Origin of the sequence: Arthrobacter sp. YAF34 (assembly GCF_052113245.1) — a bacterium.
Classification (GTDB): Bacteria; Actinomycetota; Actinomycetes; order Actinomycetales; family Micrococcaceae; genus Arthrobacter.
This window is the reverse complement of sequence record NZ_JBFRCV010000004.1, coordinates 23877-36619: the sequence shown is the minus strand read 5'-3', so window position 1 is coordinate 36619 and position 12743 is coordinate 23877. Positions and strand designations below refer to the sequence as shown.

15 protein-coding genes are annotated in these 12743 nt (G+C 67.4%); 13 read left to right on the top strand and 2 right to left on the bottom strand.

The features are described 5' to 3' along the window. Positions 1–133 precede the first annotated feature (133 nt). The 10 genes from AB4Y72_RS06140 (at position 134) to AB4Y72_RS06095 (ending at position 7231) form a co-directional block, all read left to right on the top strand. Complete coding sequence (locus AB4Y72_RS06140; protein WP_441425265.1) at positions 134–601, top strand: Asp23/Gls24 family envelope stress response protein; 468 nt, start codon at positions 134–136, stop codon at positions 599–601. Beyond that, on the top strand, positions 598–789 hold the full coding sequence (locus AB4Y72_RS06135) for a hypothetical protein (RefSeq protein WP_441425264.1): 192 nt from the start codon (positions 598–600) through the stop codon (positions 787–789). Before AB4Y72_RS06140 ends, AB4Y72_RS06135 begins: the two co-directional genes overlap by 4 nt. Then, on the top strand, positions 786–1169 hold the full coding sequence (locus tag AB4Y72_RS06130; protein ID WP_441425263.1) for a hypothetical protein: 384 nt from the start codon (positions 786–788) through the stop codon (positions 1167–1169). Before AB4Y72_RS06135 ends, AB4Y72_RS06130 begins: the two co-directional genes overlap by 4 nt. Before the next feature lie 92 nt (positions 1170–1261). Beyond that, positions 1262–1825: a DUF6286 domain-containing protein gene (locus AB4Y72_RS06125; RefSeq protein WP_441425507.1), complete on the top strand. Its 564-nt coding sequence runs from the start codon at positions 1262–1264 to the stop codon at positions 1823–1825. Further along, a complete protein-coding gene (locus AB4Y72_RS06120) occupies positions 1822–2433 on the top strand; it encodes a hypothetical protein (RefSeq protein WP_441425262.1) in 612 nt (203 codons plus the stop codon). The genes AB4Y72_RS06125 and AB4Y72_RS06120 overlap by 4 nt, the downstream gene beginning before the upstream one ends. Before the next feature lie 127 nt (positions 2434–2560). Beyond that, positions 2561–3844, top strand: coding sequence for an ABC transporter substrate-binding protein (locus AB4Y72_RS06115; protein WP_441425261.1), 1284 nt, complete (start codon positions 2561–2563; stop codon positions 3842–3844). 7 nt (positions 3845–3851) lie between these two features. Beyond that, on the top strand, positions 3852–4889 hold the full coding sequence (locus AB4Y72_RS06110; RefSeq protein ID WP_441425260.1) for a carbohydrate ABC transporter permease: 1038 nt from the start codon (positions 3852–3854) through the stop codon (positions 4887–4889). After that, positions 4886–5785 (top strand): carbohydrate ABC transporter permease, encoded by a 900-nt coding sequence (locus AB4Y72_RS06105; RefSeq protein WP_441425259.1) that lies wholly within the window; start codon positions 4886–4888, stop codon positions 5783–5785. Before AB4Y72_RS06110 ends, AB4Y72_RS06105 begins: the two co-directional genes overlap by 4 nt. A gap of 23 nt (positions 5786–5808) precedes the next feature. After that, positions 5809–6063, top strand: coding sequence for a hypothetical protein (locus tag AB4Y72_RS06100; RefSeq protein ID WP_441425258.1), 255 nt, complete (start codon positions 5809–5811; stop codon positions 6061–6063). A 100-nt stretch (positions 6064–6163) separates the two neighbouring features. After that, entirely contained in the window at positions 6164–7231 is a 1068-nt protein-coding gene (locus tag AB4Y72_RS06095; RefSeq protein WP_441425257.1) for a LacI family DNA-binding transcriptional regulator, read from the top strand. 12 nt (positions 7232–7243) lie between these two features. Here the strand turns inward: AB4Y72_RS06095 and AB4Y72_RS06090 are convergent, their stop codons facing one another. Together AB4Y72_RS06090 and AB4Y72_RS06085 are read right to left on the bottom strand one after the other, a co-directional pair. Then, positions 7244–8167, bottom strand: coding sequence for a hypothetical protein (locus AB4Y72_RS06090; RefSeq protein WP_441425256.1), 924 nt, complete (start codon positions 8165–8167; stop codon positions 7244–7246). Positions 8168–8198: 31 nt separating this feature from the next. Then, positions 8199–9005, bottom strand: coding sequence for an exodeoxyribonuclease III (locus AB4Y72_RS06085; protein ID WP_441425255.1), 807 nt, complete (start codon positions 9003–9005; stop codon positions 8199–8201). 132 nt (positions 9006–9137) lie between these two features. Between AB4Y72_RS06085 and AB4Y72_RS06080 the strand changes: the two genes are divergently transcribed. From AB4Y72_RS06080 to mmsB, 3 genes are read left to right on the top strand one after another with little or no spacing between them, the layout of a single operon-like run. After that, complete coding sequence (locus AB4Y72_RS06080) at positions 9138–10637, top strand: CoA-acylating methylmalonate-semialdehyde dehydrogenase (RefSeq protein WP_441425254.1); 1500 nt, start codon at positions 9138–9140, stop codon at positions 10635–10637. Next, entirely contained in the window at positions 10637–11764 is a 1128-nt protein-coding gene (locus AB4Y72_RS06075; protein ID WP_441425253.1) for an enoyl-CoA hydratase/isomerase family protein, read from the top strand. Before AB4Y72_RS06080 ends, AB4Y72_RS06075 begins: the two co-directional genes overlap by 1 nt. After that, on the top strand, positions 11757–12731 hold the full coding sequence (gene mmsB, locus AB4Y72_RS06070) for a 3-hydroxyisobutyrate dehydrogenase (protein WP_441425252.1): 975 nt from the start codon (positions 11757–11759) through the stop codon (positions 12729–12731). Before AB4Y72_RS06075 ends, mmsB begins: the two co-directional genes overlap by 8 nt. Positions 12732–12743: the final 12 nt, after the last annotated feature.

Sequence of the window (12743 nt, the reverse complement as noted above, 5' to 3'; positions counted from 1 at the left end):
CATCACGCAGCCGTGAGGTGTTCAGCCGCTCGGCGACCGCCTGAATGGGCCGGGGTGAACGGGCCGGGCAAGATTCCCCCGCGCGGCACAAGGCAGGGACTAGGGTTGTGTCAAAGAGAAGGGGGAGTGGCTCATGGAATATCAGAATTCTCAACCCGTTGCGGACGCAGTGGTCAGCCCTGCAGGCGCGCTGCCCGCGTCGGCGGGCGTCGGCCGCACGGTCATTTCGGAAGCCGCCGTCGCCAAGGTCGCCGGCATCGCGGCCCGGTCGGTACCGGGTGTCTATTCGCTGGGATCGGGCCCGTCGCGAGCCCTGGGGGCCCTCCGCGACGCCGTCGGCAGCGCCGATCACGCCGCTGGCGTCCGCGTGGAGGTCGGCGAAACACAGGTCGCCGTGGACCTCGACCTCGTGGCGATGTATGGCACCCCCCTGCATGCTCTTGCCAACCAGATCCGGGCCGCCGTCTACGCAGCCGTCGAAGAGCTGGTGGGGCTCGAAGTGATCGAGGTAAATATTGAGATCAATGATGTTTATGTGCCCGGCCCGGCCAAACCCGCCGCGGCCGCCGAGGCCCGGCCGGTAAGGGACGCAATCCAATGAATCTGACAGTAGTGGGAATCGCCGCAGGGGCCTTCGTGGCTTTCATGTCCTTCCAGTTCGGTGCCTGGGGATTCCTCGGCGCCTTGTTCTTCATGGGTATCGGTGCCCTCCTGGGCCGAGCCGCGGAGGGGAAGCTGGACCTGCGCGGAGTGCTGGACGCCCTCACGGGCCGGCGTTCGTCCTCATGAGCATCACGGCGGGGGCGACCCCGAGCGGCGTCGCAGTGGCGGGGCACAACCGCATCAGCACCCAGGCCCTCACGAGCGTGGCGCGGGCAGCCGCGGCGGAGGCGCTCGATGTGCCGGCACAGGAAGTACGGGCCGAATGGTCGGATGACGAGGGGCTTCTGGCGCTCTCGCTCGTCATGCCGCTCGGGATCCCGCCCCTGACGGAGGTTCGCCGGAATCCCGCGCGTGTGGCGGTTTTCGGCGGTTCCGTCTGGGAACGCGCCGTCGCCGCCAAGGCCGAAATCCTGCACCGCGTGACTGACCTTACCGGGGCCCAGCTCAGTCGGGTGGACATCCGCATCAGCGGGGCTACCGTGCGCCAGGGAGGGCGGGTGCATTGAGCCAGGACACCGAGAACGCCCGTATCGGCCCCGGTCCGTCCGACGCCGGCGAGGTGACGGCGGATGCACGCCTGGGCGCAGGTGCCGCCGGCATGGAACGGATCCTCAAACGCGAGACGCACTCATCGCGGGGCGTTGTCTCGGTGATCGCGGCCGCCCTGGTGGTTCTGGTGTGCGGTTATGCGCTGCTGGAGACAGGGGTCCGGGCGATCGGACAGCCGCCCTGGCTGGTGGATCCGCTGACTGCGGCCGAGCGGGTGGTTGCGCTCCCGGCCGGAGTCCGGCCGCTGCTGCTCACCGCCGCCGGCGCCGTGGTGGCCATGGCGGGACTGTTCTTCTTCCTCAACGCCGTGCTGCCGGGGCGGCGGGCGCGCCACCTGCTCCCGGACCGCCGGGCCGCCGTCGTCGTGGACGATGAAGTGATCGCGGCAGCCTTGGCGCGCCGGGCACGGTTGGCCGCCAACGTGGCCAAGGAACAGGTGATGGTGATCGTGTCCCGGAACCGGGTGGTGGTCAACGTCCGGCCCACCTCCGGCGTGCCGCTGCGCTCCGACGCCGTCCTGGACGCTGTGCGCCGGGAGCTGCAGGAGATGGGCCCCTCGCCCATGCCGGACGTGCAGATCCACGTGGCCACGGCGGGGGTGGTGGGGGCATGAACAGCACTCCCCGGGTCCTCAACCGCATACTGATCGGCATCCTCGGCATCACCCTTCTCGTCATCGGTGTCCTGCTGGTGCTGCTGGCGACTGTCCCCGCCGTCGCATCCTGGTGGCACGAGTGGGCCGGTGGTGTGTTGAGCGCCTGGCTCGACCTGTTCGACAGAACGCAGTTCCCCGGCCGCCCGGGCAGCTGGCTGTGGCTGGTCATCTGCGCGGTGCTGGTGGTGGTGCTCGGCGCAATGGTCGCCTGGGTCGCCCAGCAGGGCAAGGGCCGGACCAGCCTGATCGCGGCCGAGGAGGACCCGGGCGGCGTGCCGGGCAACGTCGGGATCGGCGGCGGCGTAGCGGAGCAGGCGCTCCGCGCGGCCCTCGCGGACCGGCCCGACCTGGCCGGGGTCACCGTCGCCACCTACCGGGTCCGGGGCGAACCGGCCCTGAAAATCCGGCTGGAGCCCCGTCAGGGCGTCGCCCCGCATTTGCTGGCCGCCGAGGTCTCCTCGCTCGTGGAGGCGCTCGACGCCGTGATTGGCAAGCGCACCCCGGTCCTGATCCACCTCGGATCCGGGACCCGGTCGCGGTTCGGCCGGGCCGAGCGCGTCCGCTGAGGAGTCTCCTTTGGATAAAGGTTGATGTAAACGCTTGCATTCCTCGTCGGGTGTTGATTACTGTGATGGTCGGCACATGAAAAGCACGGCCGTTTTCCACCGGTACTCAGCGAGGAGCACTTCAAGTATGAAAACCCGCAATCTGCTACTTCCTATCGCGACAGCAGGCGTTTTGGCCATGACCCTCTCGGCCTGTGGCGGTGGAGGCAGCTCCAGCGCAGGCGGCAGCGACGCCGCTTCGCAGGGCCTGGACGGCCGCGGCCCCATCACTTACGTCCAGGGCAAGGACAACAGCAACGTGGTCCGTCCGCTGATCGATAAGTGGAACGCCGCCCACCCGAATGAAAAGGTCACCTTCAAGGAGCAGACCGACCAGGCCGACCAGCAGCACGACGACCTGGTCCAGCACTTCCAGGCCAAGGATCCCGGCTACGACGTTGCGAGCGTCGACGTCGTCTGGACCGCCGAGTTCGCCGCCAAGGGCTGGCTGCAGCCGCTCAAGGACAAGATGGCGCTGGACACCTCCGCCCTGCTGAAGCCGACCGTGGAGGCCGCGTCCTACAAGGGCACGCTGTACGCTGCACCGGAATCGTCCGACGGCGGCATCCTGTACTACCGCAAGGACCTGGTCCCCACGCCCCCGAAGACCTGGGACGAGATGATGGGCATGTGCTCCATCGCCAAGTCGCACAACATCGGCTGCTACTCCGGCCAGTTCAAGAAATACGAGGGACTGACCGTCAACGCCTCCGAGGCGATCAACTCCGCCGGCGGCGCCGTGCTGGACGCCAATGGCAAGCCCAGCCTGCTGACCCCGGAGGCAAAGGCTGGCCTCGCGAACCTGACCAAGGCGTACGCAGACGGTTCAATCCCGAAGGAAGCCATCACCTTCCAGGAAGAAGAGAGCCGCCAGGCGTTCCAGGACGGCAAGCTGCTGTTCCTGCGCAACTGGCCCTACGTCTACAACCTGGCCACCACTGAAGGTTCCTCGAAGGTCAAGAGCGTCCTGGGCATGACCGCACTCCCCGGCAAGACCGGTCCGGGTGCCTCCTCGCTGGGCGGCCACAGCGCCGGCATCAGCGTTTACTCGAAGAACAAGGCCACGGCACTGGACTTCCTGAAGTTCCTCACCACGGCAGAGACCCAGAAGTTCTTCGCCACGCAGGGGTCACTCGCCCCGGTGATCGGCTCGCTCTATGACGACAAGGAACTCGTCGCCAAGCTGCCGTACCTGCCGGTCCTGAAGACCTCCATCGAGAACGCCGTGCCCCGCCCGGTCACCCCGTTCTACCCGGCCGTCACCAAGGCCATCCAGGAAAACGCGTACTCGGCCATCAAGGGCGAGAAGACCGTAGACGCGGCCCTGTCTGACATGCAGAAGTCCATCGAGTCCGCTAGCGCGGGACAGTAGGTCCATCATGGCAACTGAAGTAGGCCCGACGTCGGTCAAGGCACCGGCGTCGGGCGGGGCACCGGTCCACCACACACCCAAGGGTGTTGGAGAGGACAACCGCATCGCGACGCAGGGGCGCTGGGCAGCCTGGCTCCTGGCGCCGACCATCCTCGCATTGTCAGTCGTGATCGTGTACCCGATCATCACTGCCATTGTGATGTCATTCCAAAAAGATGCCGGTCTGGACCCCGCCACGGGTCTCTTCGTTGAGGGCGGCCCGGCCGGCTTCTCGAACTACACCAACTGGCTTCTCCAGCAGTGCCCGGCTCCGGGCGGCGGAACCGTGGACTGCTCGCCGGGATCACTCGGCGCGCAGTTCTGGTCCGCCACCGGCACCACCTTCTTCTTTGCCATCGTCACGGTGGCACTGGAAACGGTGCTCGGCTTCTGGATGGCCGTCATCATGGCCCGGGCCTTCAGGGGGCGCAGCCTGGTCCGCGCAGCTGTCCTGGTGCCGTGGGCCATCCCCACGGCCGTGACGGCCAAATTGTGGCTGTTCATCTTCGCCTTCGAAGGCATCGGCAACAAGCTCTTCAACACGTCCATCCTGTGGACCGGCAGTGAATGGCCGGCCAGGTGGGCCGTGATCATCGCCGATGTCTGGAAGACCACGCCGTTTATGGCACTGCTGATTCTGGCCGGCTTGCAGATGATTCCCGCGGAAGTCTATGAGGCGGCCAAGGTCGACGGCGCTTCAGCCTGGCAGCGGTTCCGGATGATCACCCTCCCGCTGGTGAAGCCGGCGCTCATGGTGGCCATCTTGTTCCGTACCCTGGACGCGCTGCGCATGTTCGACCTCCCCTACATCCTGACGGGCGGTGCGAACAACACCACCACGCTCTCCATCCTGGTGATCAACCAGATCAGGCAGGGCTTCAACGCGGCGGCGGCGTTGTCCACCATCACGTTCTTCATCATCTTCATTGTGGCCTTCATCTTCGTGCGATTCCTCGGGGCGAACGTCGTGGAGCAGCAGACCGGCACGGGTAAGGGGAAGAAATGACCGCCGCGACGAGCGCTGCAACCGAGCTGCGCGCAGAGCAGGACCGGGGGCGGAAGGTTGCCCAGAACCGCGAGAAGTGGTCCCAGGGACGCACCTACATCAGTGCCGCCGTGATCCTCCTCTGGTGCCTGGCCCCGGCCTACTGGATGGTGGTGACGGCGTTCCGCGACGTCGGCTACACCTACGACACCTCGATCCTGCCGACCCACGTGACGCTGGACAACTTCAAGACCGCATTCGACACGTCCTTCGGCAACCACTTCGGCCAGGCCCTGCTCAACAGCTTGTTCATCGGCACCGTCGTCACCGTGGTGTCGCTGGTCATCGGCGTATTTGCCGCCTATGCGCTGGCCCGCTTGAACTTCAAGTTCAAGTACCTGGTGCTCGGCTTCATCCTGGGGGCCTCCATGTTCCCCGGCGTCGCCCTCATTACGCCGCTGTTCCAGCTGTTCACGAACATCGGCTGGATGGGTACCTACCAGGCCCTGATCATCCCGAACATCTCGTTCGTGCTGCCCCTGACGGTCTACACCATGACATCCTTCTTCCGGGAGATGCCTTGGGAGCTGGAGGAATCCGCCCGCGTGGACGGCTGCACCCAAGGACAGGCCTTCCGGAAGGTCATCATGCCGCTGGCCGCTCCGGCCATCTTCACCACGGCCATCTTGGCATTCATCTCCTCGTGGAATGAATTCCTGATCGCCAGCCAGCTCTCGTCCGACGCAACCCAGCCGGTGACGGTGGCCATTGCCAGCTTCGCCGGTGCGCAGCCCAACCAGATCCCGTACACAGCGATCATGGCTGCGGGCACCATCGTGACCATTCCGTTGGTCATCCTGGTGCTGGTGTTCCAGCGCAAGATCGTGGCCGGCCTCACCGCCGGTGCGGTTAAGTGACGCCGTCAAGTGAGGCCGGCGTCATGACCGAGGACCAGAACCAGGGCCACGTGCCGGCAACGCGCCGAAAGATGCGTTCCGGGGAGGACTTCGACATCATCATCGGGTTCCTCGGTTTTTGGGCTGTGGTGCTGCTGGTGGTCACCGTCTGGATGGAGGTGACGGCCCAGCCGGCCCTCGGCTGGGCCCTGGGCCTGCTGGCCATGCTCCTGGCGATCTATGGGATGATCCGGCTGCGCCGGCGCCTGCCCGGCCGGACGGCCAGGCGGCACGCCTAAGCGGCAGCGGCCAAGACTATTCAACTGCCGCGGGGGAGGCAGAGTGCGGAACGTCTGCGGACGCCGTCAGGCACCTACGGACTGTGAACAAGGGGACAATGTGGCACGGACAGAACGGGCGCAGCGCGGCGGCCACTCCGGCGTCAGCATCGAGGATGTCGCCGCCGCTGCCGGGGTTTCCACGGCCACCGTATCCCGTGCCGTCCGCGGCCTGCCCCGTGTTTCCCCGGCGACGCGGGAGAAGATCCTCGGCATTGCCGAATCGTTGGGCTATGTCGCGTCGTCCTCCGCGTCCGGCCTGGCGACGGGCCGGACCAGGACAATCGGCGTGCTGGCCCCGTTCGTCAGCCGTTGGTTCTTCTCCAAGGCCATCGAGGGCGCAGACCGGGAGCTGCACGCGCGCCAGTACAACCTCTCGCTCTTCAACCTTGGCGGCCACGGCAGCAACCGCGAGCGGCTCTTCAGCAAGACCATGGTTTACAAGCAGATTGACGCCCTTCTGGTCCTCTGTATGGCCCTCAGCCACGAGGAAATCGAGCACCTCCAGAAGATCGACATCCCGCTGGTGGTTGTGGGGGGCCACGTCGAGGAGTGCCCCTACATCGGGATCGACGACTATGCGGCGGCTGCCACCGCGGTCCGCCACCTGATCGGGCTGGGCCACACGGACATCGCCCTCCTGCACGGCGACGACGAAACGGATCTCAACTTCGACGTCCCCAGGGTCCGGATCCAGGCCTTCCGCGACATCATGCACGAAGCGCGGCTGCCCATCCGGCCCGAATGGGACCAGTGGGGCGACTTTACCGTCCGTAGCGGCCAGGAGGCGTTCCGGCGCCTCTGGGCTGCAAGCGGACCCAAGCCCACGGCAATCTTCTGCGCCTCCGATGAGATGGCCATGGGCGTCATCTTCGAGGCGAACAAGGCCGGGGTGCGGGTGCCGGAGGACTTGTCAGTCATCGGCATCGACGATCACGACTTCGCCGAGGCCGTGGGGCTCACCACGGTGGGGCAACGCCCGGACGAACAAGCCGAACTTGGCACCAAGATGCTGCTGGATGAGCTCGACGGAATCGCCGGCTCCGTGCAGTCCGCGGTGGCACCGCACCGCTTGATCGTGCGCAGGACGACGGCGCCGCCGCGGCGCCCGTCCGAACTTTCCGCCTAGGGCGGGGCGGGCTCAGGAAGCGCGGGCCATCTGCCGGATCGGCACCCAGCGCGAGGCCAGCCGCCGGTAGGCCGCGGCTGCCCCGGTCATATCGCCCTCCGCCAGGCACTCGATGCCGAGGCGCACGTCCAGGGGCGAATCGTCCGGATAGACCTTGTCCGCCACCGCGCCGTAATCGAGCTCCACCGCCGAATCCGGGTGGAAGAGCTCCAGCCACTCCGTGAGCTGGGTCAGGTCCTCGAGCATGTCGAGATCGGGTGCGGCCATGGCCAGATGCGCCACCGCATAGCTCACACGCTCCAGCGCCTGGGCGATGCTCGCGCGGATGCGGACCGTGACGATCCGGCCCTCGGATTCCACGACGTCGGTGGGGTCCGATTCCTTGAAGAGGCAGAACCAGCTGAAAGGGATCCCCCACGTGGAGGCCCGGGTGTGGACCCGGCTCACGCCCTCGTGGGCCCGCACCTCATCAATGCGCTCTTGGTGCTTGTCCCGCTGTTCCTCGGGGATCAGGAGCTGCGCCAGGGGGCCGTGGATGCCTTCCATCAGGGCGTTGGCGGCCAGCCCCGCGCGCAGGACCAGCTGGCTGGGGCAGTACAGCAGCCGGTCAGCCGGCGCGGCGGCAGCCCCCGGCGCGGACTCGGCGGATTCGGCAGGGTAGGGCTTCGCACCGGCCGATGACTGCTTGGCCGGAGCGGGAATAACGCGCACCAGATCGGTCCGGCCGGTGGGAAACGGATCCCCGTCATGGCGGGTGATGCGGCCCAGGGACGCGAGGAGTTCGGCGTTTTCCACGGCCGCGCGGGACTTCTGCCCGGCGCCCGCGGCCCGCAGGGATTCCTGTTGCGGTGCGGGAAACGCCTCCAGGGGCTCATAGATCCGGAGCGCGGAGGAGAACGGCAGTCCGGCCTGTCCGCGGTAGATGTTCCCGGTCATTGGACCACGACGCTTCCCTGGGCGGCAGCCATCAGTCCGTCAGTTCCGCAATCACCGGGGCATGGTCCGAGGCGCCCTTGCCCTTGCGCTCCTCGCGGTCGATCATCGCCCCGGTCACCCGCGCCGCCAGCGCCGGGGAGGCCAGGATGAAGTCAATCCGCATTCCTTCCTTCTTCGGGAAGCGGAGCTGCGTGTAATCCCAGTAGGTGTAGACGCCGGGACCCGGGGTGTGCGGGCGGACGACATCCTGGAAGCCGGCCTCTTCAAAGGCGTGGAAGGCGGCGCGTTCGGGCTCACTGACGTGCGTGAGGCCCTCGGAGCGGAAATAGTCGATGTCCCAGACGTCCTCATCGAGGGGCGCGATGTTGAAATCCCCCATCAGCGCAATCTGCGCCTGGGGGTCCTCCGTGACCCAGGTGCCGGCGTGGGTCTTCAGCGTGTCCAGCCAGTTGAGCTTGTACGGCATGTGCTCGTCGTCCAGGGCCCGGCCGTTGGGGACGTAGAGGCTCCAGACGCGGACGCCGCCGCAGGTGGCGCCGATGGCCCGGGCCTCCTGCACGGCATCCTTGCCGTTCTTGCCGAACACCGGCTGGTCCAAGAAGGTGCGTTCGACGTCGTCGAGCCCCACCCGGGAGGCGATCGCGACGCCGTTCCACTGGCTCAGGCCGAAATGGGCCACCTCGTAGCCCAGATTCTCGAACAGCTCCCACGGGAAGTTCTCGTCCTTGCACTTCGTTTCCTGGATGGCCAGGACGTCACAATCGGTGCGCTGAAGCCATGCCTCCACACGGTCGGCACGGGCGCGGAGCGAATTCACATTCCAGGTAGCAATCTTCACAGTCCCTAACTTACCGAACTTGGCCCCCGGGCGAAGCGGGCCGCCGGTGCCGCCCCTCTGGAAATTAGTAGGATGTCCGAGTATATTCGGATGCAGAGATGATCTAGGTCACATGCAAAGGAGCATTCGGTCATGGTTCGAGAGCTATCCCATTACATCGACGGTCAGCGGGTGGACGGCACGTCCGGCCGGTTCAGCGACGTGTACGATCCCTGCACGGGCGAGGTCCAGGCCAGGTTGCCGCTGGCCAGCGCCGAGGAAGTGCGCAATGTGATTGCCAGCGCGGAAAAGGGCCAGCTTGAATGGGCCGCCATGAACCCGCAACGCCGCGGCCGGATCCTGCTGAAGTTCGTGGACCTGGTCAACCAGAACATGGACGAGCTCGCCACCCTGTTGTCCTCCGAGCACGGCAAGACCTTCCTCGATGCCAAGGGCGACATTCAGCGCGGCATCGAAGTCGTCGAATTCGCCGCCGGCGCCCCGCATTTGCTCAAGGGAGAGTTCTCGGACAGCGCCGGCACCGGCGTGGACGTGCACTCCATGCGCCAGCCGCTCGGCGTCGTCGCCGGGATCACGCCGTTCAACTTCCCTGCCATGATTCCGCTCTGGAAGTCCGGGCCGGCGCTCGCGGCAGGCAACGCCTTCATCCTCAAGCCCTCCGAGCGGGACCCTTCCGTGCCGCTCCGCCTGGCCGAGCTCTTCACCGAGGCAGGGCTGCCCGACGGCGTGTTCAACGTGGTCAACGGGGACAAGGAAGCAGTGGACGCGCTGCTTGAGGACCCCAGGGTCCAGGCCATCGGCTTCGTCGGTTCCACCCCGATCGCGCAGTACATCTACGCCACCGCCGCCGCGAACGGTAAGCGGGCGCAGTGCTTCGGCGGCGCCAAGAACCACATGGTGATCATGCCGGACGCGGACCTCGACATGGCCGCGGATGCCCTCATCGGCGCGGGCTTCGGCTCCGCGGGCGAGCGGTGCATGGCGATCTCGGTGGCCGTCCCCGTCGGCCAGAAGACCGCCGACGCCCTCGTGGAGAAGCTCCAGGACCGGATCGCCGGGCTCAAGGTCGGGCACAGCCTCGCCAAGGATTCCGACTTCGGCCCGGTTGTGGCGGCCTCCGCGAAGGAGAGGATCGAAGGCTACATCGCGTCCGGCGTCGAGGAAGGCGCCAGCCTCCTCACCGACGGCCGCGGCCTGAAGGTGGAGGGCTACGACGGCGGGTTCTGGGTCGGGCCCACGCTGTTCGACAACGTCACAAAGGACATGAAGATCTACAAGGAGGAGATCTTCGGCCCGGTGCTCAGCGTGCTCCGCGCCGAGGACTACGACGAAGCCCTCCGGCTCTGCAGTGAACACGAATTCGGCAACGGCGTGGCCATCTTCACCCGGGACGGCGACGCCGCGCGCGACTTCGCCAGCCGGGTCCAGGTGGGCATGGTGGGCATCAACGTCCCCATCCCCGTGCCGATCGCGTACTACACATTCGGCGGCTGGAAGGCCTCCGGGTTCGGTGACCTGAACCAGCACGGCGCCGACGCCTTCCGCTTCTACACGAAGACCAAGACCGTCACCTCGCGGTGGCCCTCCGGCATCCGCCAAGGCGCCAGCTTCGTGATGCCGGAAGGCAGCTGATGGGGGCGGAGGCTGCGCGGGTAGCGGACAGTGGAGCAGCGGCCGGCGAACCTTTGAGCCGGGACGTCCTGTTTGAGCGGCGCGGCCGCCTCGGCGTCGTGACCCTGAACCGGCCCGCGGCCGTCAACGCCCTGACGGCCGGCATGGCCGCCGCCATGCTCGAACAGCTCACGCTCTGGGCGGACGACGACGCCGTCGCGGCGGTCCTGGTGCGCGGCGCCGGCGACCGGGGCCTCTGCGCAGGCGGTGACATCGTGGCCATCTACCGGGACATGCTCGACGGCGGGGACGCCACCGCCGACTTCTGGGCCGTCGAGTACCGGCTGAACCTGCTCATTGCCGACTATCCCAAGCCCTACGTGGCATTCATGGACGGGCTGGTCCTGGGCGGCGGGGTGGGGATCTCCGCGCACGGCTCCGTGCGGATCGTCACCGAACGCACCCGCATGGGCATGCCCGAAACGACGATCGGGTTCGTGCCCGACGTCGGCGGGACCCTGCTGCTCTCCCGCTCGCCGGGGGAGACCGGCACGCACGCGGCCCTGACCGGCGCCCACCTGAGCGGGGCGGACGCGCTGTTCCTGGGCCTCGCGGACCATTTTGTGCCTTCCGGCCGGTTGTCGGAACTGGCGGCGGCGCTGGAAACCGAACCGGGGGAGGCCGCCGTCGCACGGTTCGCCGAACCGGCTCCGGCGTCGGTCCTCGCCGCGCAGCAGGAGTGGATTGACGCCTGCTACTCCAGCGACGACGCCGAGGAAATCCTGAACAGGCTTCGCGCCGTTGACGCAGGGTCCGCCGGCGAGGCAGCCGGAGCCGCCGACACCATCGAGGCCAAGTCGCCGACCGCGGTGAAGGTGGCACTCGCGTCCCTGCGCCGCGCCCGCGGGCTGAGCCTGGCACAGGCCCTCGGGCAGGAGTACCGCGTGGGCCTGCGCTTCCTCGAGGGACCCGACTTCCGCGAAGGCATCCGCGCCCAGGTGGTGGACAAGGACCGCAACCCCCGCTGGAAGCCCGCCACCCTCGCCGAGGTCACCGCCGCCGACGTCGCGGCTTACTTCGCTCCGCTGGGCGGCCGCGAACTGCAGCTCTCTCCGAAGGAGAAGAACATGGAGAACAACAATGTCTGACACGGCAGCGTCTGGAACAGCACCGTCTGCAACAGGCACCATCGCCTTTTTGGGCCTCGGGCACATGGGCGGGCCGATGGCCGTCAACCTGGTCAAGGCCGGCTACCCGGTGACCGGCTTCGACGTCGTGCCGGCGGCGCTGGACACCGCCCGGGAGCACGGCATCCCCACCACCGGAACAGCCGTCGAGGCCGTCGCCGGTGCCGGCGTAGTATTGACGATGCTGCCCAGCGGCCGGCACCTCCTCGACGCCTACCGGGGCACCGGCGGCGCGCCCGGCCTCCTGGAGACCGCGGCACCGGGCACCATGTTCCTTGACTGTTCCACCATCAACGTGGACGAGGCCCGCGAGGCGGCGGAACTCGCGGTCGCCGCAGGCCACCGTGCCGTCGATGCCCCGGTTTCCGGGGGAGTGGTGGGGGCCGAGGCGGGCACGCTGACGTTCATGGTCGGTGCCCTCCCGGAGGATTTCGAGGCCGTCAGGCCGCTGCTGGAAGTCATGGGCAAGCGGGTGGTCCACTGCGGCGGGCACGGCGCCGGCCAGGCGGCCAAGATCTGCAACAACATGATCCTGGGCGTCTCGATGATCGCCGTCAGCGAGGCCTTTGTCCTGGGCGAGAAGCTTGGGCTGACCCACCAGGCGCTGTTCGACGTTGCCTCCGCCGCGTCGGGTCAGTGCTGGGCGCTGACCACGAACTGCCCCGTGCCGGGGCCGGTCCCGACGAGCCCCGCCAACCGGGACTACCAGCCGGGCTTCGCCGGGGCGCTCATGGCCAAGGACCTCAAGCTGGCGCTAAACGCACTGCAGAGCACCGGTGTCGCGGCCCGGCTCGGCCCGCTGGCGTCCGAAATTTACGATACCTTTGCCGCGGAAGGCGGTGCCGGCCGAGACTTCTCCGGCATCATCACCGACATCCGGGAAAAGTCGGACGCAGACAAATCAGAACCCGGCACGTCCGGGTCCTAGGGCCGGACCGAC

Bases quoted from the DNA above. Each gene is read 5' to 3' on its own strand.
- AB4Y72_RS06140 (WP_441425265.1), top strand. From the start codon at position 134: ATGGAATATCAGAATTCTCAACCCGTTGCGGACGCAGTGGTCAGCCCT.
- AB4Y72_RS06135 (WP_441425264.1), top strand. From the start codon at position 598: ATGAATCTGACAGTAGTGGGAATCGCCGCAGGGGCCTTCGTGGCTTTC.
- AB4Y72_RS06130 (WP_441425263.1), top strand. From the start codon at position 786: ATGAGCATCACGGCGGGGGCGACCCCGAGCGGCGTCGCAGTGGCGGGG.
- AB4Y72_RS06125 (WP_441425507.1), top strand. From the start codon at position 1,262: ATGGAACGGATCCTCAAACGCGAGACGCACTCATCGCGGGGCGTTGTC.
- AB4Y72_RS06120 (WP_441425262.1), top strand. From the start codon at position 1,822: ATGAACAGCACTCCCCGGGTCCTCAACCGCATACTGATCGGCATCCTC.
- AB4Y72_RS06115 (WP_441425261.1), top strand. From the start codon at position 2,561: ATGAAAACCCGCAATCTGCTACTTCCTATCGCGACAGCAGGCGTTTTG.
- AB4Y72_RS06110 (WP_441425260.1), top strand. From the start codon at position 3,852: ATGGCAACTGAAGTAGGCCCGACGTCGGTCAAGGCACCGGCGTCGGGC.
- AB4Y72_RS06105 (WP_441425259.1), top strand. From the start codon at position 4,886: ATGACCGCCGCGACGAGCGCTGCAACCGAGCTGCGCGCAGAGCAGGAC.
- AB4Y72_RS06100 (WP_441425258.1), top strand. From the start codon at position 5,809: ATGACCGAGGACCAGAACCAGGGCCACGTGCCGGCAACGCGCCGAAAG.
- AB4Y72_RS06090 (WP_441425256.1), bottom strand. From the start codon at position 8,167: ATGACCGGGAACATCTACCGCGGACAGGCCGGACTGCCGTTCTCCTCC.
- AB4Y72_RS06080 (WP_441425254.1), top strand. From the start codon at position 9,138: ATGGTTCGAGAGCTATCCCATTACATCGACGGTCAGCGGGTGGACGGC.
- AB4Y72_RS06075 (WP_441425253.1), top strand. From the start codon at position 10,637: ATGGGGGCGGAGGCTGCGCGGGTAGCGGACAGTGGAGCAGCGGCCGGC.
- mmsB (WP_441425252.1), top strand. From the start codon at position 11,757: ATGTCTGACACGGCAGCGTCTGGAACAGCACCGTCTGCAACAGGCACC.